This is a genomic window from Bradyrhizobium sp. LMG 9283, assembly GCF_045571415.1.
GTDB lineage: Bacteria > Pseudomonadota > Alphaproteobacteria > Rhizobiales > Xanthobacteraceae > Bradyrhizobium.
The window spans coordinates 1,404,531-1,426,358 of record NZ_CP120691.1 but is presented as its reverse complement, the minus strand read 5'-3'; the positions used below and the strand labels follow the sequence as shown (position 1 = coordinate 1,426,358).

General features: G+C 65.1%; 26 protein-coding genes and 1 pseudogene. 15 read left to right on the top strand and 12 right to left on the bottom strand.

Going from position 1 to position 21,828, the window contains the following annotated elements; genetic code table 11:
- Positions 1–330: 330 nt before the first annotated feature.
- Positions 331–1,533, bottom strand: coding sequence for a pyridoxal phosphate-dependent aminotransferase (locus tag P6U29_RS06750; protein ID WP_407116881.1), 1,203 nt, complete (start codon positions 1,531–1,533; stop codon positions 331–333).
- Positions 1,534–2,127: 594 nt separating this feature from the next.
- Between P6U29_RS06750 and P6U29_RS06745 the strand changes: the two genes are divergently transcribed.
- From P6U29_RS06745 to P6U29_RS06730, 4 genes are all read left to right on the top strand, one after another.
- On the top strand, positions 2,128–2,778 hold the full coding sequence (locus P6U29_RS06745; RefSeq protein ID WP_407116880.1) for a glutathione S-transferase family protein: 651 nt from the start codon (positions 2,128–2,130) through the stop codon (positions 2,776–2,778).
- Between the two features lie 154 nt (positions 2,779–2,932).
- Positions 2,933–3,109, top strand: a complete 177-nt coding sequence (locus P6U29_RS06740) for a hypothetical protein (protein ID WP_407116879.1) — start codon at positions 2,933–2,935, stop codon at positions 3,107–3,109.
- 74 nt (positions 3,110–3,183) lie between these two features.
- Positions 3,184–3,342 (top strand): hypothetical protein, encoded by a 159-nt coding sequence (locus P6U29_RS06735; RefSeq protein ID WP_122401031.1) that lies wholly within the window; start codon positions 3,184–3,186, stop codon positions 3,340–3,342.
- 128 nt (positions 3,343–3,470) lie between these two features.
- The gene (locus P6U29_RS06730) at positions 3,471–4,283 is read left to right on the top strand and encodes a PAS-domain containing protein (RefSeq protein ID WP_407116878.1); all 813 of its coding nucleotides are present in this window, start codon (positions 3,471–3,473) and stop codon (positions 4,281–4,283) included.
- A 61-nt stretch (positions 4,284–4,344) separates the two neighbouring features.
- Here P6U29_RS06730 and P6U29_RS06725 read toward each other — a convergent pair whose 3' ends face one another.
- On the bottom strand, positions 4,345–5,532 hold the full coding sequence (locus P6U29_RS06725) for an IS481 family transposase (protein WP_407112701.1): 1,188 nt from the start codon (positions 5,530–5,532) through the stop codon (positions 4,345–4,347).
- Between the two features lie 336 nt (positions 5,533–5,868).
- Here P6U29_RS06725 and P6U29_RS06720 point away from each other — a divergent pair, with 336 nt between their 5' ends.
- Positions 5,869–6,324, top strand: coding sequence for a GNAT family N-acetyltransferase (locus tag P6U29_RS06720; protein WP_407116877.1), 456 nt, complete (start codon positions 5,869–5,871; stop codon positions 6,322–6,324).
- Between the two features lie 167 nt (positions 6,325–6,491).
- Here the strand turns inward: P6U29_RS06720 and P6U29_RS06715 are convergent, their stop codons facing one another.
- The 3 genes from P6U29_RS06715 to P6U29_RS06705 form a co-directional block, all read right to left on the bottom strand.
- A complete protein-coding gene (locus P6U29_RS06715) occupies positions 6,492–6,815 on the bottom strand; it encodes an antibiotic biosynthesis monooxygenase (RefSeq protein WP_122401029.1) in 324 nt (107 codons plus the stop codon).
- Positions 6,816–6,954: 139 nt separating this feature from the next.
- Complete coding sequence (locus tag P6U29_RS06710) at positions 6,955–8,175, bottom strand: DUF1501 domain-containing protein (protein ID WP_407116876.1); 1,221 nt, start codon at positions 8,173–8,175, stop codon at positions 6,955–6,957.
- Between the two features lie 2 nt (positions 8,176–8,177).
- Positions 8,178–9,746 carry a DUF1800 domain-containing protein gene (locus P6U29_RS06705; protein WP_407116875.1) on the bottom strand — a complete coding sequence of 523 codons (1,569 nt, stop codon included), beginning with the start codon at positions 9,744–9,746 and terminating at the stop codon, positions 8,178–8,180.
- Positions 9,747–9,860: 114 nt separating this feature from the next.
- Here P6U29_RS06705 and P6U29_RS06700 point away from each other — a divergent pair, with 114 nt between their 5' ends.
- Positions 9,861–10,067 carry a hypothetical protein gene (locus P6U29_RS06700; protein WP_407116874.1) on the top strand — a complete coding sequence of 69 codons (207 nt, stop codon included), beginning with the start codon at positions 9,861–9,863 and terminating at the stop codon, positions 10,065–10,067.
- Between the two features lie 101 nt (positions 10,068–10,168).
- Here the strand turns inward: P6U29_RS06700 and P6U29_RS06695 are convergent, their stop codons facing one another.
- The 3 genes from P6U29_RS06695 to P6U29_RS06685 all read right to left on the bottom strand — a co-directional run bounded on the left by P6U29_RS06695 (position 10,169) and on the right by P6U29_RS06685 (position 11,985).
- The gene (locus tag P6U29_RS06695; protein WP_407116873.1) at positions 10,169–10,867 is read right to left on the bottom strand and encodes a glutathione S-transferase family protein; all 699 of its coding nucleotides are present in this window, start codon (positions 10,865–10,867) and stop codon (positions 10,169–10,171) included.
- Between the two features lie 111 nt (positions 10,868–10,978).
- Positions 10,979–11,209 (bottom strand): hypothetical protein, encoded by a 231-nt coding sequence (locus P6U29_RS06690; RefSeq protein WP_407116872.1) that lies wholly within the window; start codon positions 11,207–11,209, stop codon positions 10,979–10,981.
- Positions 11,206–11,985, bottom strand: coding sequence for a TSUP family transporter (locus P6U29_RS06685; RefSeq protein ID WP_407116871.1), 780 nt, complete (start codon positions 11,983–11,985; stop codon positions 11,206–11,208). Before P6U29_RS06685 ends, P6U29_RS06690 begins: the two co-directional genes overlap by 4 nt.
- A 200-nt stretch (positions 11,986–12,185) precedes the next feature.
- On the opposite strand from P6U29_RS06685, the gene P6U29_RS06680 reads away from it, so the two are divergent.
- The 4 genes from P6U29_RS06680 (at position 12,186) to uvrB (ending at position 16,761) form a co-directional block, all read left to right on the top strand.
- Complete coding sequence (locus P6U29_RS06680; protein ID WP_407116870.1) at positions 12,186–13,100, top strand: LysR substrate-binding domain-containing protein; 915 nt, start codon at positions 12,186–12,188, stop codon at positions 13,098–13,100.
- Between the two features lie 116 nt (positions 13,101–13,216).
- Positions 13,217–13,441 (top strand): hypothetical protein, encoded by a 225-nt coding sequence (locus P6U29_RS06675; protein ID WP_407116869.1) that lies wholly within the window; start codon positions 13,217–13,219, stop codon positions 13,439–13,441.
- 56 nt (positions 13,442–13,497) lie between these two features.
- The gene (locus P6U29_RS06670; protein WP_407116868.1) at positions 13,498–13,725 is read left to right on the top strand and encodes a hypothetical protein; all 228 of its coding nucleotides are present in this window, start codon (positions 13,498–13,500) and stop codon (positions 13,723–13,725) included.
- 93 nt (positions 13,726–13,818) lie between these two features.
- Positions 13,819–16,761, top strand: coding sequence for an excinuclease ABC subunit UvrB (uvrB, locus tag P6U29_RS06665; protein ID WP_407116867.1), 2,943 nt, complete (start codon positions 13,819–13,821; stop codon positions 16,759–16,761).
- An 83-nt stretch (positions 16,762–16,844) separates the two neighbouring features.
- Here uvrB and P6U29_RS06660 read toward each other — a convergent pair whose 3' ends face one another.
- The 3 genes and pseudogenes from P6U29_RS06660 to P6U29_RS06650 all read right to left on the bottom strand — a co-directional run.
- Entirely contained in the window at positions 16,845–17,231 is a 387-nt protein-coding gene (locus P6U29_RS06660) for a hypothetical protein (RefSeq protein WP_407116866.1), read from the bottom strand.
- Between the two features lie 423 nt (positions 17,232–17,654).
- Complete coding sequence (locus tag P6U29_RS06655) at positions 17,655–17,870, bottom strand: hypothetical protein (RefSeq protein ID WP_407119624.1); 216 nt, start codon at positions 17,868–17,870, stop codon at positions 17,655–17,657.
- Between the two features lie 9 nt (positions 17,871–17,879).
- Positions 17,880–18,020: pseudogene (locus P6U29_RS06650) on the bottom strand (hypothetical protein); the annotation flags it as partial.
- Positions 18,021–18,042: 22 nt separating this feature from the next.
- On the opposite strand from P6U29_RS06650, the gene P6U29_RS06645 reads away from it, so the two are divergent.
- The 5 genes from P6U29_RS06645 (at position 18,043) to P6U29_RS06625 (ending at position 21,632) form a co-directional block, all read left to right on the top strand.
- The gene (locus P6U29_RS06645; RefSeq protein ID WP_407116865.1) at positions 18,043–18,489 is read left to right on the top strand and encodes a nuclear transport factor 2 family protein; all 447 of its coding nucleotides are present in this window, start codon (positions 18,043–18,045) and stop codon (positions 18,487–18,489) included.
- Between the two features lie 214 nt (positions 18,490–18,703).
- Positions 18,704–19,144, top strand: a complete 441-nt coding sequence (locus P6U29_RS06640; RefSeq protein ID WP_407116864.1) for a nuclear transport factor 2 family protein — start codon at positions 18,704–18,706, stop codon at positions 19,142–19,144.
- 266 nt (positions 19,145–19,410) lie between these two features.
- The gene (locus P6U29_RS06635; protein ID WP_407116863.1) at positions 19,411–20,319 is read left to right on the top strand and encodes a hypothetical protein; all 909 of its coding nucleotides are present in this window, start codon (positions 19,411–19,413) and stop codon (positions 20,317–20,319) included.
- A gap of 327 nt (positions 20,320–20,646) precedes the next feature.
- Positions 20,647–21,066: a hypothetical protein gene (locus P6U29_RS06630; RefSeq protein ID WP_407116862.1), complete on the top strand. Its 420-nt coding sequence runs from the start codon at positions 20,647–20,649 to the stop codon at positions 21,064–21,066.
- 428 nt (positions 21,067–21,494) lie between these two features.
- A complete protein-coding gene (locus P6U29_RS06625; protein WP_164934668.1) occupies positions 21,495–21,632 on the top strand; it encodes a hypothetical protein in 138 nt (45 codons plus the stop codon).
- A gap of 38 nt (positions 21,633–21,670) precedes the next feature.
- On the opposite strand, the gene P6U29_RS06620 is transcribed toward P6U29_RS06625, so the two are convergent.
- Positions 21,671–21,817, bottom strand: a complete 147-nt coding sequence (locus P6U29_RS06620) for a hypothetical protein (protein ID WP_407116861.1) — start codon at positions 21,815–21,817, stop codon at positions 21,671–21,673.
- Positions 21,818–21,828: the final 11 nt, after the last annotated feature.

Here is a 21,828-nt window from a genome sequence, read left to right as displayed (position 1 = left end):
GATCGGACATATCTGGAATCGAATTCGCGGAGAGAGGCCCCTCACCTCACCCTCTCTCCGTAAGAAAGGGGCGAGGCACTGCGCGAGCCTGCGCCCCTCACGATGCGAGAAGAAATAGAGTGCGCAATCGGACGCGACTTAACCTCTCCCCGCCCTTCTGCGGGGAGAGTCGGATCGCCCCGGCGATGCGAAGCATCGTCCGGCGCGATCCGGGTGAAGGGCAGGGCAAGATGCCGACCAGAACAAAGGACCGTGCGACTCCGCTTATCGAAACACAACAAAAAGGCCCGCACGAAGCGGGCCTTTTCAATTTGCAATGTCGCGACAGGCTTAGCGCAGATTGCCGCAGAAGCGCTGGATGCGCTTGCAGGCGTCTTCGAGGTCCGAGGTCTTGGTCGCGTAAGAGATGCGGAAGGCCGGGCCGAGGCCAAAGGCCGAACCCTGCACCACGGCGACGCCTTCGGTCTCCAGCAGCTCGGTGACGAACTGCTCGTCATTGCTGATCACGTTGCCCGACGGCGCCTTCTTGCCGATCGTGCCGGCGCAGGACGGATAGACGTAGAACGCACCTTCAGGACGTGGGCACTCGATGCCGTTCGCCTGGTTGAGCATGGAGACGACGAGGTCGCGGCGCTCCTTGAACACCTTGTTGTTGGCGGGGATGAAATCCTGCGGACCGTTCAGCGCCTCGACCGAGGCCCACTGCGCGATCGAGCACGGGTTCGAGGTCGATTGCGACTGAATGGTGGCCATCGCCTTGATGAGATGCGCCGGACCGCCGGCATAGCCGATGCGCCAGCCGGTCATGCAATACGCCTTGGAGACGCCGTTCACGGTGAGCGTGCGGTCGTAGAGGCCGGGCTCGACCTGTGCGACGGTGGTGAACTGGAAATCGTCATAGACGAGATGCTCGTACATGTCGTCGGTCATCACCCAGACATGGGGATGCTTCATCAGCACATCGGTGAGCGCCTTCAGTTCCGACTTCGTGTAGGCGGCTCCCGTCGGGTTCGACGGCGAGCACAGGATGACCCATTTGGTCTTCGGCGTGATCGCGCGCTCGAGCGCCTCCGCCTGCAGCTTGAAACCGGTTCCAGCGGGGCAGACCACCGGCACCGGCTCGCCGCCGGCCAGCGCGACCATTTCAGGGTAGCTGACCCAGTACGGCGCGGGAATGATCACCTCGTCGCCCGGATTGATGGTCGCCATCAGCGCGTTGTAGAGCACCTGCTTGCCGCCAGTGCCGACGATGATCTGGTTCGGCTTGTAGGCGACGCCGTTCTCGCGCTGAAACTTGGCGATGATGGCTTCCTTCAGCTCGGGGATGCCGTCGACCGCGGTGTACTTGGTCTTGCCGGCCTCGATGGCGCGGATCGCTGCCAGCTTGATGTTGGCGGGCGTGTCGAAATCGGGCTCGCCGGCGCCTAAGCCGATGACGTTGCGCCCCGCCGCTTTCAGCGCGCGTGCTTTATCCGTGACCGCGATGGTCGCGGACGGCTTCACACGGTCGAGCGCAGCGGCAAGGAAGGTCATCATCATCTCCTGGCGAGCGTCGTGAAGCCTTTCGCCTCACGACTCTGATTGTGGGAATGAGCCACCCTAAAACGTGTGCCGCTGCGCCGCAAGAAACTTCGGCCCGATCTCGGAAAAGTTTACGATTTTCGAGCGTCGTGAGGTGCGATTTCCCGTAATATTGCGCAACTTTGGCGCCCAAATCCCTCATATCCGGCAAGGCCTGTCCTCAGAGCAATTTTGCGGATTGGCCGTCGTGAAAGAAACATTGCCGTCATGCCCCGGGATATCCACGTTCTACTTGCGGCATGGCATGTGGAAGGCCAGGACAAGTCTGGCCATCACGATGCGGAAGCATTGGTCCCTCCTCGATCGTATGTACGATGCCCTACCCGCTTCACGACCTCGCAGAGCAACGCTTCGGCGCGTTGACGCAAGCGTGAACTGAATTGCATCGTCGCGCGGAAATGATCTTCCGCGGCATTGCAGCGCAGTAGGGTTTTCGAGTTTTTCTATTGGCTGGCTCTTGCGGCGGATTCGCATCGGCATCATTGTTTAGCCGCCTCGCGGGGCAACGAGCGCCGCGTCTTCCCGTCCTTGGATTCGAACCCCAGAATGTACAAGCTCTATTCGATGCAACGCTCGGGCAACAGCTACAAGGTCCGCCTTGCGCTGGCGCTGCTCAACGTGCCTTACGAAGCGGTGGAGGTGGACATTCTGCGCGGCGAGAGCCGCACGCCGGATTTTCTGAGCAAGAACCCCTCGGGGCAGGTGCCGCTGCTCGAGGTCGGCGAGGACCGCTATCTCGCCGAGTCCAACGCCATCCTCTGGTACGTCGCCGTCGGTACGCCGCTCGCACCGGAGAACCGCATCGAGCGCGCCGAGGCGCTGCAATGGATGTTCTTCGAGCAGCACGCGCTCGAGCCGAACATCGGCGCGGCCTATTTCTGGCTGTCGCTGGTCAAGGGCGGCCGCGATCTCCAGACCCATTCGCTGGAGGACTGGATGGAGCGCGGCTATGGCGCGCTCCAGGTGATGGAGAACCATCTCAAGACCAACGCCTATTTCGCCGCGCGCCAGCTCACGGTGGCCGACATCGCGCTGTACGGCTACACCCACCTCGCCGACCGCTGCGACTTCGACCTTTCGACCTTCCCGGCGATCCGGGACTGGCTGAAACGCGTCGAAGCCACGCCGGGCTTCGTGACGATGGACTGGCGCCCGGCCGACATCGACGACCCCGCCAGCATCGCGGCGGGCGCCTGACGGCGCGACTGGGTCCGGCGAATAGCGGGCATAAGGGCCACCTTTGCCGCAATCTCGCCACTTTCAGCGCGATGGCCGCCGCAATATTGCCGGTTGAAACTGGGAATTTCTGGAAATCGCGAGTGATTCGCTCGCGTGTTGAAGGATTTAGACCATGATGCGGGCGTCCGGCACGGCAGGCTTTCGGAGCCCATCCGCTACCGTCGCGTCTTCCCGGCTCACCCATGCGGTCGCGGCCTCGCTCGCCGTCGCCGCGCTCTCGCTGTGCCTGATCGTCACCCTGACGGTGCTGTCGACCAAGGCGACCATGGCGATGGGCCTGCCGGTCTGATTCCCGTTTCATCCTGGACCAGCCTTCAGGGCGCCACGCGGCCCCGCGCCGACCGGCATTGCGACAGGACATCGATGAAATCACCTGTGGTAGTCGTTGCAATCACCCTGACTGCGGCCATCCTGGTCGCGGCATCGCTGCTGATCATCGTCGGCACGCGCAAGGGCGCGGGGACGTCGACGCTGAATGCGCCGACGCTGCAACAGCGCGTCAAGCACGCGCATATGGTCTAAAATCGTCCGAAAACCCTACGCTTGCACGCAAGCGCGCCTTAAGCACACCGCACGAATTCGCATCGCGCTCGCGCAACAATCATTCAGTGTTGCGGCCTTACCTCGTTCGGAAGGAGCGAGACTGGTCCATGCGGTTCAAATGGCGTGCGATCTCCGGTCCGGCGCTGACGGCAGCAGCCCTGCTGCTTGCTATCATTTTCGACCGCTTTATCCTCACTCCCTCGCCCGCGCCGCTGTTCGTCTGCATCGTGGCTCTCGCCGGCGCGCTCGCGGGTCTCGCCTCCGCCATGGCGACCGCGGTTGTCGCGGTGATCGGCGCGGCGCTGTTCTTCCTCAATCACCACGGCGTTTCCGGCTATGGGCCCGCCGATCTGGTCCAGCTCGGCCTCCTGGCCATCACGGCTGCCGGCACCGCCGGCATCACCAGCCTGATGCGCGAGCGGCTGCTCGGCACGTTCGCGGCTGAGCGCCGGAGCCACGCCACGGCCGCGCGGCTGTCCGCCGCGCTCGACCAGATCGATATCGGCATCGTGCTGCTCGATGCCGAGACCCGGGCCGAATTCATCAACCGCGCGTTCCGCGATTATTTTGCGGTCCCGGACGAGATCGCCGACAGCAAGCCGCCCTTCATCGCGCTGATGTATCACGGCCGCGACACCCGCGCGTTCGAGCTGCCCGAGGACGAGCTCGGCATCTTCATCGCGCAGCGCATGGAGATGGTGCGGGTCGGCGATGCCACGCCGATCAACATCAAACTGCGCAACGGCGAGGTGCTGCGCTTCGTCTGCACCGCGCTGCCCGATGGCGGGCGCATGCTGAGCTACACCCCGGTGACCGACCTCGTGCGCCACACCGACGCGCCGTCGCGCGCCGACTACTACCGCTCGCTGCGCGACCCGACCGGTCGGAGGCTGATCCGGTATCTGCGCGTCGCGGAGTGATGCTACTGCAAACTGCGTCCGCGGAAATAGCCCCTCACCCACCCTCTCCCCGCAAGAGTGTTCAGACCGGGGACATAGTGGACGGGTGTTCGGAGACATCGTGGACACTTTCGGTCGTTCCGTCGAGAGGCCGGATGTCGACGGTTGCGATGAGCTGGGTTCTGAAGACGACGTCGAAGACGCCGTCTTGTGTGGTTGGCCGGAACGCGACTGCTTTGCCGCGGAAGGCCTTGGGGACTTTGAGGTTGCGGCCGAGGAAGCTGACGTGCCCGCCCTGTTGGACGCGGCGCACGGCGTCGCCTGGTGCGTATTCGAAGGGTGCGACGGTCTCGACATAGTCGCGCGGGCTCGGCTGATAGCGGCTGGCCGGCACGGCGAGCTCGAGCGCTTCGTGCGGCCGTTGCGTGTTGTAGACCGTGCGCCATCGCTCGAAAGCACGCTGGGCGGCGGCAATATCGGTGAAGGAAGGAGCCGACAACACTTCGGCCTTGAGGCTACGGTGGAAGCGTTCGTCCTTGCCCATGGTCTGCGGATGATAGGGCCGCGAATGGCTGATCTTGATGCCATGCTCGATCAGCCAAACCCCGAGCGGGGTGAATGGGCTGCCCGGACCGTCGCCCCAGGGCGAGCCGTTGTCGGTGATCAGTCTCTCGGGCAGGCCGTAACGGCGGAAAGCCGCGATGAGATGCTGCCTGACCGTCTCGGTCTGCTCGTCGGCGCACGCCGCCAGTGCCACCGAAAAGCGCGAGTGATCGTCGAGCACGGTCAGCGGATGAAGCCGGCCGACATGCAAGGCCACGTGGCCCTTGAAGTCCATCTGCCACAACTCGTTCGGCCGCGACCGCTCGAAACGGGTGAAGGCGGGCGAACCGCCGCCGAACTTGCCCAGTTCCATCCCATGTCGCTTCAAGATCGCCGTGACCGTCGAAGGCGCCGGAACGGCGTCCCGCCCCAGATCCTTCAGTCGCCTGGCGATCTTGCGCCCACCCCAAGCCGGATGCTCGGCTCGCACCGAGAGCACGGCATCCTCGATCGCCGCAACACTGCGCGCCGGCGAACGCTGCGGTCGACGCGACTGCTCCTGAAGCCCATTGATCCCGGCCGATTGCCATCGCTCCAGCCACTTGTAGCCGGTCGTCGGGCTGATGCCGAACCGACGACACAATTGCCGAACATTGGCTCCTTCCTCCGAGGCCAACATCACAAACTCCAATCTCGCGTCCATCCGAGATACCTCGCGGAACGGCATCCGACAGCCTCCTTGATTCGCTGCCGAAAGTGTCCACGATGTCTCCGAACACCCGTCCACTATGTCCCCGGTCCGAACAAAGAGCGGGGCGAGGGAGTGAGAGAGCGGTGCGTCCCTCACTCAGGACATAGCGCGCTACGCGTCTTAACCTCTCCCCGCTCTTTTGCGGGGAGAGGTCGGATCGCTCCGGTGATGCGCAGCATCGTCCGGTGCGATCCGGGTGAGGGGCATGGCACACTGTTGCCACGACTGCATATCTATCCGACTGTTCAGACAATTGATCGCCGCGCCCTTCATCACGTATGAAGGACCCTTCATCGATCGTGGAATTCTCACATGTCCCTCACCATTCGCGCCGTCACCAGGCAGGATTACGATCAATGGCTGCCGCTGTGGGACGGCTACAACGCATTTTACGGCCGCTCCGGTCCGACGGCGCTCGCGCCCGAGATCACGCGCATGACGTGGCAGCGCTTCTTCGATGCCTATGAGCCAATGCACGCGCTGGTCGCCGAGGACGGCGGCCGCTTGCTCGGGCTGACGCATTATCTGTTTCATCGCAGCACCACCGCGATCGAGCCGTCCTGCTATCTTCAGGACCTGTTCACGCTCGAGGCCGCGCGCGGCAAGGGTGTCGGCTCGGCGCTGATCCATGGCGTCTATGAACGAGCAAAACTGGCGGGATCGCCGCGCGTCTACTGGCAGACGCATGAGACCAATCTCACGGCGCAGCGCCTGTACGACAAGGTCGCAGAGCGCTCCGGCTTCATCGTCTATCGCAAGATCTTCTGAGTCCTGTGCCGCGGAGTCCTGTGGATAACTCCGCCTGTCACCCGCGCGTAACACGGCAAGGTTACGCTGCCCCTGCGTCTGGTCAGGCCCCCGTCACCGATCAAGCGCCCCAAGCGGTCCCCGTCAGTCGCCGCGTCTGACAGGGGCCGCATTTTTTTGCGGCAGCGTTACTTCGCGCCGCGCCCCACCGTCTGCATCACCTCAAAACCCTCGAACTGGGGATGGCCGAGATAAAGCGGCTTGTTGTCGCCGGCCCGGTGATGCGCCGCGCGAAACGCCTCCGACTTGGTCCAGGCCTCGAAGGCTGCGTGGTTCGCCCACACGGTGTGCGAAGCGTACAGCGTGTGATCCTCGGCTTCCGGCCCGCGCAGCAGATGGAATTCGATGAAGCCAGGCACCTTGTCGAGATGAGTATCGCGCGTGAGCCAGACCTGCTCGAAGGCGGCCTCGGAGCCCTTGGCGACGCGAAAGCGGTTCATGGCGATGTACATGGGGTGGTTCTCCTGATGCTCCGCCGATATTTCGTCATTCCGGGACGCGCCGCAAGGCGCGGGCCCGGAATCCATTTTTCTGCAGAAAGTGTGGAGAGATGGATTCCGGGTTCGCGCTTCGCGCGCCCCGGAATGACAGCTAAGCCGCAAGCCCCTTCATCGGCCTTGCACTTGTTGCGCTGTCGGGAAACACTGTCTCCGCCAGCACACGATCCGACAGCCCGAACTGGTCCTGCAGCACGCCTTTGATCACGGAGCGCAGGTCTGTCGTTGGCTTGAGGTCGCGCCCCTCATACAAGTTCGCGAGCTTGAGGCCCGGCCAGTCCGAGATGACGCGGCCGCCTTTCACGGCGCCGCCGGCGAGCAGCGCGACCGTGCCGGTGCCGTGATCGGTGCCGTCGGTGCCGTTGATGCGCGCGGTGCGGCCGAACTCGGTGGCAACGACCACGACGGTGTCGCGCCAGCGATTGCCCAAGCCGCTTTCGAATTCGGCGAGCGCGCCGTCGAGCCCACCGAGCAGGAAGGCGAGACGCCCCACAGGACCGCCTTCATTGGCATGCGTGTCCCAACCGTCGAAGGCGAGTGCGGCGATGCGCGGGCCGTCATCGGCCGCCATCAGTTTGGCGGCGCCGCGCGCCACTTGGCGCATCTGTGCGACGGCGTTGCCGCGCGTCGCTTTCATGTCGTCGCCGCTCGCGACCTTGTCGAGCTGAAGGCCTTGCGACAGCGCCGAGGCCAGCGCAGGATCGCGGTGGCGGTAGAGATCGACGAGCCGCATCGCGGTGTCGTCGTCCGCCTGCGGCAGCGCCACCGGCGCCCAGCCGACGGTCGGCGCGCTGCCGCGCAGCACCAGCGGCGTGGTCGGCCCGACCGCGAGGCCGCTCGACACGCGCTCGCCGCGCGGCAGCGCTTCCAGCGCGCGGTTGAGCCAGCCGGACTGCACCCGGCCGGGGCCGGCATAGCCGCTTTCGAGCACGTCCTGACCGTCGAAATGCGAGCGGTCGCGATAGGGCGTCGCCACCGCATGGATCACAGCGGCATGCTTGTCGCGATACATACGCGCGAACTCCGGCATCGCCGGATGCAAGGCGAAGAACGAGTCGAGCATGATCGCGGGATGCGCACCATCGGCCGTGAGCGCGATCGATCCGTGCAAGCCGGCATAATCGGGATCGCCGATCGGCGCGACGGTCGAGAGCCCGTCCAGCGCGCCGCGCAGGATCACCACGATCAATCGCGGATCGCGCCCGTCGGCCGCGCGGGCGAATTTCGGCAGGTAAGCCCAGGCTGCAAAGGAGGCGCCGCCGAGCAGAAGACCACGCCGCGAGGTGAGGAGCCGGTTCTCGACGCAGTCGGTCATCATCATCTCCTCTGCATTTCCGGCGACATCAGCAGCAGCGCCAGCGCCTGCTGCCGCGACTCCGCGCGCTCGATGGTGCGGCGCGTTTCGGTCGAGGCCGCGTCAGCCGCTGCGAACTCCAGCAGATCGAGCGGATCGACGTTGTTGCCGAGCCGCGCGCCGATCTGCGCGGCGATGTCGAGCCTGAGCTTCATGCCTTCGGGCGCAGCCCAGGCGGCGCTGGTGTCGGGGAAACCGTTGGGTCCTGCCGGCGACCACAGCGGCTGGCCGAGCAGGTTGAGACTGTTGAGATACACCCCGGGATCTTCGGGCAAGCGCGCGAGCAGACGGCCGCTCGCGACCAGGAAATCGTAAGGGCTGCGCATCTTGGTCAGCGGCGCTTTCCAGGCCTCATCGGAATCCACCAGCGCCGTCGCAAGCGCCCTAAGATCGCCGTCGGTCTTGACGAAGACATCGCGCAGCCGCGCGACGAGCACCGGCGGCGGATCGTCTGCGACGAAGTGACGGACGAATTTGGTGGCGATGAAATTCGCGGTCGACGGATGCCGCGCGAGATCGGCGAGCGCGGCTTCGCCCTGTGCGAGCCCGGTGGCCTCGTAGGTCTTGCCGAGCAGGACTTGCGGCCCGGGCTGATGCGCATTGACGTTGAAGACGAAGGAGCCGGGTGCTCCCAACTGCCCCTGCCGTCCGGCAAAGGTCCAGCCGGTGATGATGCGCGCGAGCGAGGTGACGTCGCCTTGCGTGTAGCCGCCGCCGACGCCGAGCGTATGCAGCTCCATGATCTCGCGCGCCAGATTCTCGTTCAGCCCGCGCTTGCGGTTTTGGCCCGCGCGCGAGTCCGGCCCGAGCGATTGCTGGTTGTCCAGGAAGAATAGCATCGCCGGATGCTGCTCGACCGCCCTCAGCATCTCGGCGAATCGCCCGAGCACATGCGGCCTGATCGCCTCGCGCTCGAACGCGCCGGCCCAGATCCGCGCCAGCTCGCCCTTGCTGGCGGAGATGCAGAAATGGTTGGACCAGAACACGACGAGCCGCTCGGTGAAGCCGCAGTCGACAAGCGTCGCGCGCTGCAACCGCGCCAGCGCCTCGGCGCGAAAGGTCTTTTGAATCACGTTGAGCGGCTGCGGTGCCGGCTTGGCGGCAGGCGGCGTGGCCGCGTTGGGCTGCATGGTCTGGGGCTTGGCCGGCGCATCAGGCGGCTTTGCCTCCGCCATCTGGCCGGTGATCTCCGCCGCTGCGTTCAGCGAGAGATTGCGGCGCAGCCCTGGCTTCTGATCGGCAGGCGCTTGTGCCGGCGTTTCGGCTGCCGGCGTTTCGGCGGGCGCCGCGGCCTTGGCGGCCTCACGCGCCTGTTTGACCTGGTCCTGATAGGCAAACACGGCCTGACCGAGTTGCGGCGTCGATTGCAGTCCGGGCGCTTCCAGCAGCACGCCATTGGGACGCGCAAGCTCGGCCTTCACGAAGCCGCGCGGGTCGGTTGCTGCATTGATGAGACCGCCCGATGCGCCGCCGCGGGCGCCGAAGCCGAAGCGGTTGAGCGCGATGAGGGCGGCTTGCGAATCGCGGGCCATCGGTCTGTCCTTCGCGGATTGCCAACCGCTTTCCTGATGCGTGCTCGGCGCATAATATAGCGCAGCGACAGATGAACCCGACATGAAAATGACGGCGAAGCTTCGGCGTAAATCATGACAAATCCGAAAGAATTCGCGTTGCAGGAACCACGCCGCCTGGCCTGCTCCCGCTGCGGCGCCGAGTTCGGCTGCGATCTCTCGGGCAACTGCTGGTGCGCGGAGGAAACCGCGCGACTGCCGATGCCGGTCGAGGGCGAGGACTGCCTGTGCCGGGAGTGCTTGCGGAAAGCGGCTGCGGAGGCGCGTAGCCCGGTATCGTAGGGTGGGCAAAGCGAAGCGTGCCCACCCTTTTCATTGCACATTCGGAGAGGATGGTGGGCACGGCGCCTTGCGCCTTTGCCCACCCTACAAAGCGACGCAGGTTACGCCGCAAACCCCGGCGATTTGCGCGCCATGCCGTCGAACGCATCGAGCAGCCTTTCGCGCCAGGCATAGACCGGATCATCCGCTTCGAGCAGCTTGAACGGACTGACCACGCGCGCCCATTGGAAACCGCCGAACACGATGTAGTCGGCGTAGTTCGGCGCGCTGCCGCCGATGAAGGGCTGTGTCTTGAACGTCTGGCGCATCACCTCCAGCGACTTGCGGAAGGCGACGACGCCAGCGTCGCGGCTCTCCATCACATCTTCCAGGCTCTTGCCACCGAAGCGCGCCTCGCGCGACTTGCGGAAATAGGCAGCGTCGACCTCGGCGAGGCTCTTCGGAATGTCGGCGATGATGAGCGGAAAGATGCCGCCGACGATGGCGATGTCGCCCCATGCGTTGATCATGCGCGTCATCGCGCGGCCGCCCTCGCCGCCGAACAGCGACGGGCGATCCGGGAAATTGTCTTCGAGATAGGTCGCGATCGTCCAGGAATCGACCACGGGCTTGTCGTCGTGCAACAGCACCGGGACCTTCTCGGAGCCGTGCGGGGCAAGCACGCTCTTCTCGGTGAAACGCCAGGGCAGCGATTCCGCCGATAGACCCTTGTGCGCCAGCGCCATCCGCGTGCGCCAGCAATACGGGCTGAACGGGCGCGCGGGATCGGTGCCGACGAGTTCGAAGAGCTTCAGTGACATGGTGCTGTTCCGTCATTGCGAGCGCAGCGAGGCAATCCAGGCTGCCGCCGCAGAGACATTCTGGATCGCTTCGCTTGCGCTCGCAATGACGATGTGCAGACGAAGTGCGTATCACCGCCCGTTGGTGCGCAGCAGCCTCTCGCCGTCCTTGGTCACCGCGATGACCAGCCCGAGGCCGGCAACCGTCTCGCGCGCGACATAGCCGCAATCGGCGGCGTCCTCCCAGATGGTGAGGCGCGGGCACGAGGTCTTCCAGGTCGCGATCACCTCGGCATAGGCGCGCGGCTCGCGCGCCACCCATTCGACGAAGTCCAGCACCAGCGGATCGGCAGTCTCGCTCATTGCAAGCCTCCCTTGTCGAAGGCGGCCAGAACCGGCGCACGAAGCAACAGCCAGCCGCCATAGGCGATGTAGTAGCAGGCAATGGTGGTGATCAGCTTGTTGGACCAGGCGATGAACTGCTGGTCGGTCATGGCTTCGAGGATGCGCCGCGCCAGCGTGGTGCCGAGCATCGAGGCTGCAATCGCGACCCCGGCGAGCACGGGATCGAGGCTCGCGGCCTGATCGATGATGCCGCCGAAATAGACCAGCTTGGTGAAGTGGCTGACGAGCTGGCACATCGCCTTGGTCGCGACCTTCTCGCGCCGGCCGAAATCGCCGCCGAGGAAGAAGGTGTCGAGCAGCGGGCCGGAGACGCCGGTCATCAACATCAAGCCCATGCAGATCGTGCCATAGACCGTGCCCTGCCAGAGCCGGTCCGGATCCGGCTTGATGTTGGTGGGAAGCAACCGCGCCATGAAAGGTGTGATGCCGAGCATCAGCAGCGCCGTCGGCTTGTCCGGCACATAGCGGGTGAGCGACCAGGCCGTGAGCGCGACCGCAGCGCCGACCATGTAGTTCGCGACCGGCCGCCAGCGGATATGCGCCCGCCACAGGAACGCGCGCCAGCCGTTCGAGGCCATCTGCGTGATCGCATGCAGCACCATCGCGGTCGGCAGCGGCATCAAGGCCAAGAGCACGCCGATCAGGATCAGCCCGCCCGCCATGCCGAACAGCCCCGACAGGAACGCGGTGGCGACCATCAGCAATCCGAGGGCAGCGATCATGATGGGCGTCACGTGAGAATTCTCCTGCGGTGGCTCAAACGTAAGGGACGGAGGCTGCATCACTCCCTCGCCCCGCTTGCGGGGAGAGGCGAAGGTAGCGGCGCCTCCCGGTAGAACAACTTGGAGTTACTCTCATTCTTGTGCCTCGCTTGCTCCCCCTCCGCAAACTGAGTTACCTTGGCCTGGCATCAGCTTTCCTGAGGGTCGGACATTTGCGGCGGCTGCTGTTTCTCAACGGCATCAAGGCGTTCGAGGCGGCGGCGCGGACCGGCAGCTTTGCTGCGGCCGGGCTGGAACTCAGCGTGTCGGCGGCCGCCGTCAGCCGCATGGTGCATCTGCTCGAAGAGCGACTCGGCGTCGCGCTGTTCGAGCGCAAGGCCAACCGCCTGGTGCTGACGCAGGCCGGCCGCGCCTATCAGGGCGGGCTGACCCCGATCTTCGATGCGCTGGCGAGCCTCACCGCACAGGTGACGGCGCCTGCCAGCGTGCGCGTGCTCACCATCGGCGTCGGCCACACCTTTGCGATGCGCTGGCTGATCCCGCGCCTGTCGGAGTTTCGCAGCGAGGAGCCCGACATCGAGGTGCGCTTCACCACCGGCGGCGCCGCGGTGCCGTTCGGCGAGGACTGGAGCTGCGGCATCAAGCTCGGCACCGGCGACTGGCCCGGCCTCGTCGCGGAGCCGCTGTTCGCCGGCGATCTCACCCCCGTCTGCGTGCCCCGCCTCGCGGGCGGCCTGAAGCGTCCGGCCGACCTGAAGGGACCGAGCCTGATCCGCGTCGCGCACTCACCCGAGGACTGGCCGATCTGGCTGAAGGCCGCGGGCGCGGCGCGGATCAACGCGCGTGGGCCCGAGTTCCAGTTCTACGGTCAGGCGCTGCAGGCCGCCGCCGACGGGCTCGGCATCGCCATGGGCATCCGCCCCTATATCGACGACGACCTCGCTGCCGGCCGGCTGGTGGCGCCATTCGATCTCTCGGTTCCCAAGGGCATGCGCTGGTACCTGCTCTATCGCAGCTTTCAGACCGAGCAGCGCGACTTTGCCGCGTTCCGCCGCTGGATCATGCGGGCGGCGTCGGAACCCGCCGCCCGCCCGCGGCGGATCGGCCGCGCCACCGGGCGGAACTGAAGCGCTTCGAGAAGCCCTGAGGCAAAAAAGCCGCATCGCTTGTGAACGGCTTCACATTCTGAAATCCGCAAACGTGGTCCCCTGATCCTCCGAAAAGAAACGTGGGACCTACACTCATGACGACCCTTTACGACGGCTTTGACATCGAATCCTTCGAAGCTGGCAATGGGCTGTGGCACGCGCGGATCCGGCGTGCCGATTTCAGCCCGGTGGCCATCGACGGCGTGCTGTTTCCCGCCATGGAAGTCGGCTTCGCCTGGCCCGATCGCGATGCCGCGATTGCCGATGCCAAGAACCACATCGATCGCTTCCGCCGGCGGGCCGACAGCGACGACGAATAGACCAACGGGTCCGCGGGCGGACCAGAGACAGGGCGGCGCAAGGGGAAAAACCGGTCATGTCCATCATCGAAATCAACGCAGCGCGGCCACGGATCTACGCCCGCGCGGTGCTGTCCAACTGCCCGGAATGCGACGGCGATCTCGCGGTGCTCCGCGTGATCGGCGGCCGCGCCGGATGCGAGTACTGGACCATGCGCTGCACCGATTGCGGCGGCATCCATCTCGACATCCTCGAGCCGAATGTCACGCCCGGGGACGACGAGGGACCGCTGCCGGCGGCGTAACCTGCAAGGCTGCTGCCAACCTGCTGTCAGCAGCCTGCATGGCAGCGGGCATTCGCCCTTTATCGCGCGGCGGACTCGTCCCATATTCGCCTCATGGCGAAGAAACCTGCATCCTCCGAAAAATCCGGCAAATCCCCCAAATCTAGAGCACATCGGCCTGACGTGCAGCCGATCGGGCCGGCGCTGGCCGAGCTGCTCAATCCCGCGATCAATCGCGGCGATGCCGGGCTTGGCTCGGGCACCGGCCTGCAGCCGCCGCCGGACAATTCGCGCGACCGCCGCGCCGGAGGCGAGGCCGCCGCACACCGCGCGCGGGCATCGACCGCGAAGCAGTTTCCGCAGGATATGGCGCGACCAACATCCCTCCCCCACAAGGGGGGAGGGAGCGGAGAGACAGGTGGTTTCGAAGAGGCGCCGCAGGCCAATTACGGCACGGCGGCCACGATCCCGACGCTCGATCCGGAACTGGCGCGTCAGCTCGGTCTGCCGACGGAAGAGGACGATGCCGAGGCACTGGCGCGTCCACCGCGCAGCAAGATGGAAGCGCTCGGCGTCAAGGCGACCGCGGATGCGCTGGAGTCGCTGATCCGCGAGGGCCGGCCTGAGTTCCGCAAGGACGACGGCTCCATGAAGGTGTGGACGCCGCACCGGCCACCACGCCCGGAAAAGTCCGAAGGCGGCGTGCGCTTCGAGATCAAGTCGTCCTACGAGCCCAAAGGCGATCAGCCGACCGCGATCGCCGAGCTGGTCGAGGGCATCCAACGCAACGACCGCAGCCAGGTGCTGCTCGGCGTCACCGGCTCGGGCAAGACCTACACCATGGCCAAGGTGATCGAGGCGACGCAGCGCCCCGCCCTGATCCTGGCGCCCAACAAGACGCTGGCCGCCCAGCTCTATGGCGAGTTCAAGAACTTCTTCCCCGACAACGCCGTCGAATATTTCGTCAGCTATTACGACTACTACCAGCCCGAAGCCTACGTCCCGCGCACCGACACCTATATCGAGAAGGACTCCTCCATCAACGAGCAGATCGACCGCATGCGTCACTCGGCGACGCGCGCGCTGCTGGAGCGCGACGACGTCATCATCGTCGCGTCGGTGTCCTGCATCTACGGTATCGGCTCGGTCGAGACCTACACCGCGATGACCTTCGCGCTGAAGAAGGGCGAGCGCATCGACCAGCGCCAGCTCATCGCCGACCTCGTCGCCCTGCAATACAAGCGTACCCAGGCCGATTTCACCCGCGGCACCTTTCGCGTGCGCGGCGATGTGATCGATATTTTCCCTGCGCACTATGAAGACCGCGCCTGGCGCGTGAACCTGTTCGGCGACACCATCGAGGCCATCGAGGAGTTCGATCCGCTCACCGGCCACAAGCAGGACGAGCTCGAATTCATCAAGATGTACGCCAACTCGCACTATGTGACGCCGCGGCCGACGCTGGTGCAGGCGATCAAGTCGATCAAGTTCGAGCTCAAGCAGCGGCTCGATCAGCTCAATAATCAGGGCCGTCTGCTGGAAGCGCAGCGGCTGGAGCAGCGCACCACCTTCGACCTCGAGATGATGGAGGCGACCGGAAGCTGCGCCGGCATCGAGAACTATTCGCGCTATCTCACCGGCCGCCGGCCCGGCGAACCGCCGCCGACGCTGTTCGAATACGTCCCCGACAACGCGCTGATCTTCGCCGACGAGAGCCACGTCACCATCCCGCAGATCGGCGCCATGTTCCGCGGCGACTTCCGCCGCAAGGCGACGCTGGCCGAATACGGCTTCCGCCTGCCCTCCTGCATGGACAACCGCCCGCTCCGCTTCGAGGAGTGGGACATGATGCGGCCGCAGACCATCGCGGTGTCGGCAACGCCCGGCGGCTGGGAGCTGAACGAGAGCGGCGGTGTGTTCGTCGAGCAGGTCATCCGCCCGACCGGACTTATTGATCCTCCCGTTGATATTCGCCCGGCCCGCACGCAAGTGGACGATCTCGTCGGCGAGGTCCGCGCCACCGCGCAGGCCGGCTATCGCTCGCTGATAACGGTGCTGACCAAGCGCATGGCGGAGGACCTCACCGAATATTTGCACGAGCAGGGCATCCGCGTCCGCTACATGCACTCCGACATCGACACCATCGAGCGCATCGAGATCATCCGCGACCTGCGGCTCGGCGCGTTCGACGCGCTGGTCGGCATCAACCTGTTGCGCGAGGGCCTCGACATTCCCGAATGCGCGCTGGTCGCGATTTTGGATGCCGACAAGGAAGGCTTTTTGCGCAGCGAGACCTCGTTGATCCAGACCATCGGCCGCGCCGCGCGCAACGTCGACGGCAAAGTGATCCTCTATGCCGACAGCATGACCGGCTCGATGGAGCGCGCCATCGCCGAGACCAACCGCCGCCGCGAGAAGCAGGTCGAGTACAACAACGCCAACGGCATCACGCCGGAGAGCGTGAAGAAGCAGATCGGCGACATCCTCAACTCCGTCTACGAGCGCGACCACGTGCTGGTCGAAGTCGGCGGCCACGACATGACCGACGACGTCATCTCGATCGGCCACAATTTCGAGGCCGTGCTCGCCGATCTCGAAACGCGGATGCGCGAGGCCGCCGCCGATCTGAACTTCGAGGAAGCCGCTCGCCTGCGTGACGAAGTCAAGCGCCTGCGCGCGACGGAGCTTGCGGTGGTTGATGACCCCACTGCCAAACAGCGGGCCGTGCAGAGCAAGGCCGGCGCCTATGCCGGCGCGAAGAAGTACGGCGACGCTGCCAACCTTCCCGTCAGCGCGATGAAGAACAAGAGCGCCGCAACCGCGCTCAAAGCCGGCGGCGGCAAGGGCTCACGCGTGCACAAGCCGCATCTCGACGAAATGCACGGCCCGGAGTCGCTGCCGTATCGCGCCAACCCGAACCTGCCGTCAAAGCCGTTCGGCAGCACCAGCCGGATCATCCAGCCAACGGACTCGCGGCAGTCGGGGCCGGAGTTCGGACCGGCGCCGAAGTCGACGGGCGGCGCGCCGGGGCGGCGCGGGGGGTGGAAGAAGAGGTAGGCGGCGCATCTGCGCTAGTGGTGATGGATTCCGGGCTCGCCGCTCCGCGGCGCCCCCGGAATGACGAGGAGAGATTTGTCCCCTCAACCCACACTCGCCGTCACCACCGCCATCACCGACAGCAACAGCACGATCGTCACGAGCTGGAGCGAAGCGACGGGCTGGGTGCGCCATGCGGTGATCTTGTCGGATAGCGACAGATGGGCCTCGAAGAACTTCGGCTCGTAGACGGTCTTGAACAATGCCGGGAAGCTCGGACCGAGGGTCACAGCCAGCGTCGCGTGGGCGAGCGAGGCGATGGCGACGAAGATGGCGACGCCGGAGTCGCCGACGAGGTCGTGGTTGCCGCAGAGCTTGAGCAGGAAGGCCGCCGTAGCGAAGGTCGGGAAGCTCTGCAGGGCCGCGGTCAGCGCGAGGCCTTCGAGCGCGTTGTGCAGGCGGGACTTTCTGGCGGTGGCGAAGGCGGCCATGGCTCGTCTCCCTGATGACTTGGGTTGACGGTAGCTGCGCCTGGACGGGGGTGATGTGAGTTGGGTCACGCCGCGGGAGCGGCGGGACCGACCCTCCCCTGCGTGCGGGGCCGCTACAAAGCCCCCGGTTGAGCTCGCAACTGCTCACCACATCGTCATGTATGGACGGCCCCCTCTCGGCAAGGGCTTTTTGGTGCTTCAGCAAATGAATCGGGGAGCGGTCATGTATACGGCCTCGAGAAGCGGCCATTGACCGCGGGCCCTGATGGAGATCGCTGATCGAATTCCAATCATTGCGGCGCGCTGTGACGCGCGATGACGATGCGGAGTGTTTCGATCCCGTTTTCCAGACCATTTGCCATCACACCTTTAGTGCCCTTCCGATAGGCGTGGAGCGCGAGCGCGGCGGCTGTTGCCCCTCAACTAGGCCGCAGCCGGCGCGCTCGCGCGGTCTCGGTAGGTTTCTCCTTTGACCAGCATGGCCCAGATGATCCGGGCGGTTTTGGCCGCGAAGGCCACCATGGCGACCTTATAAGGCCGCCGCGCCAGCAGATCACGCAGCCACGGATCGGTGACGCCGCGCGCCTTCTGTTGCCGCAGATAGGCGCTGGCACCGCTGATCAACAGCGCTCGCAGCACACGGTCTCCCTGTTTGGAGATCCTCCCGGGGCGATGCTTGCCTCCGGTGCCGTGGTCCTTGCCGGTGATCGCGTCAAAAGGTCTGCAACATCCCTGTGATTTTGCGGATTGCGGATGCTCGACACCGCGCGTTAGCGTTGCGCAACGCACGTGACCAACAAGGACGGGCGCGATGACAGTGGAGAAGCTGAATCGCCAGCGCGTCGTGCATCTGCTCGACGCCTTCGCGCGCGGCGATATCGAGACGGCGCTGTCCTGCTGCACCGATGACGTCGACTTCCTCACGCACGCGCCGATCGACGTGCTGCCGCACATGGTGCCGCGCCACGGCAAGCAGGAGCTGCGCGAGTTCTGGCAGACGGTCTGGTCGCGCTATTCGGAAATCCGCTACAAGGCGCCGCACATCCTTGCCGAAGGCGAGGCGGTCGCGACCTATATGCACTCCTATTTCAGGAAGCGCAGCAACGATCGCATCGTGCAGTTCGACATTGCGGTGTTCTACACCTTCCGCGGCGGGCTGGTGGCGGAGATCCGCGAGATCATCGATTCCTACGACCTGGTGCAGCAGGTGCTGGAGCGGGAGATCGGGCCGTTGATCACGGGCGCGCGGGTGGATTGATGCGTCTCTCCCGCGGGAACCTGCGGAAACGGAGTTTTACGGGGTTCTATTGCAAATCTCACAAAACCCGTTCAATGGTGCATTGCGAAAACGTGAATTGCGTTTTGGCCGAAACCCCGTATTTGTTCGCATACAAACGAGTTGACCCCCCGCACCTGAGTGTGCATGGGGTTGTTTTCCGTTTTTTCGCAAGCCAGCTTCAGGACTGCCCCAAATGACAGAGCACAGTCTCTGGCGTTTCTCGCGTGCGTTGCACCGCGCGATCAACGACCGGCATTTCAGGGATATCGAAGCGCTGATCGACGAGGACGTCGAGTGGGCGCTCTACGGCCCGATCGACATGTTTCCGTTTTTCGGCGCGCGGCAGGGCAAGGATGCCGTGCTCGACGTCATCCGCCAGCTCGCCGACAATTTCCACGTCCGCCGCTTCGACCGCGAGAGCATCATGCTGGGCGCCGATTCCGCCGCCTCGATGCTGCGCTATTCGCTGACGGCTCTGGATTCCAACAAGCCGATCAGCTTGCGCGTGGCGCAGTTCGCCCAGTTCAAGGCGGGCAAGCTCGTCAGCATGCGCGTGCTGATCGACACCTTCGATCTGGTCGAGCAGGCACTCGGCCGCGCCATTCATCTGCCGAAGATGAGCAGCGTCGGCTGAGGGGGATGCCAACGGGCCCTGCTTGTCGGGACCGATGACCTTGCCTGGCGCGACGTCCTGGCCTCCAGCCCCGCCGGATGCCGTCGCATCAAGAGCTCGTCATCGGGCGCGCACCTTTCGCGCGGCCCGTTGGTTCGGGTCCCCAAGCGAACCGCCACAATTCCGCAACGATGAAGCGGCACTTTCAGCGCGGAATGGCGCATGGTCTTTGCGGCCTGCCGATATATATTATCGCAAAGCATGCGCCGGGGCTCGCGGGCAGGACGATGGAATTCTCGACAGGGTTTGGCTGGACCAGGCTGCCATTGCTGGCGGCCGCATTCATTTTGGGCTCGGTGCTGACGGTCTCGGCGCAGATCATTCCGCCCACAGCGGCCGCGCCTGGCGACGAAGCGACCGAGGCCGCAGAGGCGCCCGACGTCAACGACCCCGACGTGCTCAAGGGCATCGATGTCGACAAGCTCGACTGGAGCCAGCTCGCGGTCGATGCCGGGACCGGCATTGACCCCATGGCGGCCAAGAAGCGTGCCCGGGCCGCCGCCAAAGAGGGCCTGGACTGGTCGTCCAACCCCAATGCAAACGGCTCCTCGGCGGTGACCGTGAAGCAGTCCGTGTTCTCGTTCTGGGATACGCGGATCGGTGCCGACATGACGGTGACGAGCGAGCCCAAGACGATGTCCGAGCTGCTGGCGCAGAAGGCCGCCAATGGCGGCAGCCTGCCGCAATCCTCCGGCAGCGCCTGGGCGGCGGCGACCGCGCCCGGCGCGGGCTCGATCTGGGACAAGACCGCGGTGGAAGCCCGGGTCGATCCCGGCGCCGAGCACAGCAAGATCGGGGCGTCACTGAGCAAATCGGTGCCGCTGTCGGGCGACACCTCGCTGACGCTGCAGAACGGCTACAGCGTCAATCAGCAGGGCACCACCGCCGTCCCCGGCATCGGCGGCCACGTCACGCGCAATTACGAGACCGACCAGACCGCCAAGATCACTCTCACCGACACCGGCACCAGCATCACCGCCGGCCAGACGCTGTCGACTACCGACGACAAATGGCTGCGCAAAGTCGGCGCCGAGCAAAAACTGTTCGACAACGTCACCGTCTCCGGCTCGGTCGGCGAAACCTCGCAAGGCGCGATCAACAAGAGCCTGACGGCCGGTTTCAAGAAGAGCTGGTGACCGAGCGCTCCTCTATCTCTCCTCATCCTGAGCAGCCACGCAGCGGCGTCTCGAAGGATCGAGGCCCCCGCCGCTGCGGCGGGGCCTGCATGGTTCGAGACGCGCGCCGAGGAGCGCGCTCCTCACCATGAGGAGATAGAAGTTCGCCGCTGGAACAGCATTCACATTTCCCTAACCATGCGCCACGGCAAAACCCTCGAATCGTCCGGCCCTGCCGCATCTCGGCCCCTTTACGGTCAAAATCGGACGCCCTGATGCGGGCTGCCTCACAGACGTCGTCGTGCGGGGGACACTCGCGCTGCGCTCAACGCGAACAGGGGAACAACGATGAACGCCATTCGCCCGGAAAAGATCGAAGCCACCGAGACCGAGACGGTCGATACCAACCTCGCCGCCGTGACCGAAGTCGAAGCCGGCATCCGCGATTTCGTCCGCAACGACATCGCTTATCTGCGCCGTCCGGCCTCGACCACCGACGCGCCGCCGCTCGATCCGAGCGCGGAAGCCACCGTCAACAACGTCAATTCGCTGATCCAGCGCGTCGCCGGCACCTCGCTCGCCGAGATCGAGAATTTGATCTCCGAGCTCGAGAGCCTGCGCGACCTGCTGCATGCCGAAGGCCAGCGCGTCCAGCGCGAGATCTCCGGCTACGCCCAGCTCAGCCAGGCCGCGATGAAGTCGACCCGCATGATCGCCGACAACGTCGCGCAGTGGAAGCGCGCCGCCGACGGCCTGCGCAACAGCTGATCGATTAGCCTCTGGCATCACCAGCCGCCGCGTTCCCGAAAGGGAGCGCGGCGGTTTTGATTCATGAGGTGTGATGGCAGCACACTCTCGTCAACGACGGTGTCGTCGCCCGACTTGATCGGGCGATCCAGTACTCCGAGACGGTGAGGCAAGAATCGACAGGCGGCGGCGTACTGGATGCCCCGGTCCCGGCTCCGCTAGGCTACGCCGAGCCTGCAAGGGCGCTCAGCCGGCGAAGCTTCAGCGAAGACGGCAAGCCGGGGCATGACAGCGGTGGGTGTGGCCGCGAAGGAGATGACAGTGCGGAAGTGAACAGAGGGTCACACATTGACGCGGCCCAACACAGTCCGCCTTTGAACCCTCCGCCCCTGCCCGGCGACCAATGCCAAGCGCCATTGGCCGTTACGGCCGGGCTCAGGGGACATGTCATGGAAAGCATTCGGCCCGACAACACGGACCCGATATCGCTGCGGCCCGCGCCGAATCAACTCGGCACGATCATGCTGCGCTTCGTCGGATTGTTGGCGGTTGCGATCGCGGTGCTGGCGTTCGTCTACAGCCGCTGATACAGGGCCCGATACGGCCCCGAACAATTAACGAATTCTTACCGGTCGGCTTCCACGGTCGAGGCTTCGAGCGTGTAGGCGCCATCGGCATAGCCCTTCACCACCATGCCGGCGACCAGCATCACAGCCAGCGTCGCGGTCGCGAAGATGAATCCAACGAATTTAAGTGCGCCGCGGTCAGCCATGGTCCTCGTCC

What these genes read in the sequence shown, in the direction of transcription:
- P6U29_RS06690 (WP_407116872.1), bottom strand. Translation starts at nt 11,209, where the DNA reads ATGAGCGAGACTGCCGATCCGCTGGTGCTGGACTTCGTCGAATGGGTG.
- P6U29_RS06620 (WP_407116861.1), bottom strand. Translation starts at nt 21,817, where the DNA reads ATGGCTGACCGCGGCGCACTTAAATTCGTTGGATTCATCTTCGCGACC.
- uvrB (WP_407116867.1), top strand. Translation starts at nt 13,819, where the DNA reads ATGGCGAAGAAACCTGCATCCTCCGAAAAATCCGGCAAATCCCCCAAA.
- P6U29_RS06710 (WP_407116876.1), bottom strand. Translation starts at nt 8,175, where the DNA reads ATGACCGACTGCGTCGAGAACCGGCTCCTCACCTCGCGGCGTGGTCTT.
- P6U29_RS06725 (WP_407112701.1), bottom strand. Translation starts at nt 5,532, where the DNA reads ATGCCGTTCCGCGAGGTATCTCGGATGGACGCGAGATTGGAGTTTGTG.
- P6U29_RS06635 (WP_407116863.1), top strand. Translation starts at nt 19,411, where the DNA reads ATGGAATTCTCGACAGGGTTTGGCTGGACCAGGCTGCCATTGCTGGCG.
- P6U29_RS06695 (WP_407116873.1), bottom strand. Translation starts at nt 10,867, where the DNA reads ATGTCACTGAAGCTCTTCGAACTCGTCGGCACCGATCCCGCGCGCCCG.
- P6U29_RS06625 (WP_164934668.1), top strand. Translation starts at nt 21,495, where the DNA reads ATGGAAAGCATTCGGCCCGACAACACGGACCCGATATCGCTGCGGCCC.
- P6U29_RS06705 (WP_407116875.1), bottom strand. Translation starts at nt 9,746, where the DNA reads ATGGCCCGCGATTCGCAAGCCGCCCTCATCGCGCTCAACCGCTTCGGC.
- P6U29_RS06750 (WP_407116881.1), bottom strand. Translation starts at nt 1,533, where the DNA reads ATGACCTTCCTTGCCGCTGCGCTCGACCGTGTGAAGCCGTCCGCGACC.
- P6U29_RS06700 (WP_407116874.1), top strand. Translation starts at nt 9,861, where the DNA reads ATGACAAATCCGAAAGAATTCGCGTTGCAGGAACCACGCCGCCTGGCC.
- P6U29_RS06740 (WP_407116879.1), top strand. Translation starts at nt 2,933, where the DNA reads ATGATGCGGGCGTCCGGCACGGCAGGCTTTCGGAGCCCATCCGCTACC.
- P6U29_RS06745 (WP_407116880.1), top strand. Translation starts at nt 2,128, where the DNA reads ATGTACAAGCTCTATTCGATGCAACGCTCGGGCAACAGCTACAAGGTC.
- P6U29_RS06645 (WP_407116865.1), top strand. Translation starts at nt 18,043, where the DNA reads ATGACAGTGGAGAAGCTGAATCGCCAGCGCGTCGTGCATCTGCTCGAC.
- P6U29_RS06670 (WP_407116868.1), top strand. Translation starts at nt 13,498, where the DNA reads ATGTCCATCATCGAAATCAACGCAGCGCGGCCACGGATCTACGCCCGC.
- P6U29_RS06630 (WP_407116862.1), top strand. Translation starts at nt 20,647, where the DNA reads ATGAACGCCATTCGCCCGGAAAAGATCGAAGCCACCGAGACCGAGACG.
- P6U29_RS06720 (WP_407116877.1), top strand. Translation starts at nt 5,869, where the DNA reads ATGTCCCTCACCATTCGCGCCGTCACCAGGCAGGATTACGATCAATGG.
- P6U29_RS06675 (WP_407116869.1), top strand. Translation starts at nt 13,217, where the DNA reads ATGACGACCCTTTACGACGGCTTTGACATCGAATCCTTCGAAGCTGGC.
- P6U29_RS06735 (WP_122401031.1), top strand. Translation starts at nt 3,184, where the DNA reads ATGAAATCACCTGTGGTAGTCGTTGCAATCACCCTGACTGCGGCCATC.
- P6U29_RS06660 (WP_407116866.1), bottom strand. Translation starts at nt 17,231, where the DNA reads ATGGCCGCCTTCGCCACCGCCAGAAAGTCCCGCCTGCACAACGCGCTC.
- P6U29_RS06730 (WP_407116878.1), top strand. Translation starts at nt 3,471, where the DNA reads ATGCGGTTCAAATGGCGTGCGATCTCCGGTCCGGCGCTGACGGCAGCA.
- P6U29_RS06715 (WP_122401029.1), bottom strand. Translation starts at nt 6,815, where the DNA reads ATGTACATCGCCATGAACCGCTTTCGCGTCGCCAAGGGCTCCGAGGCC.
- P6U29_RS06640 (WP_407116864.1), top strand. Translation starts at nt 18,704, where the DNA reads ATGACAGAGCACAGTCTCTGGCGTTTCTCGCGTGCGTTGCACCGCGCG.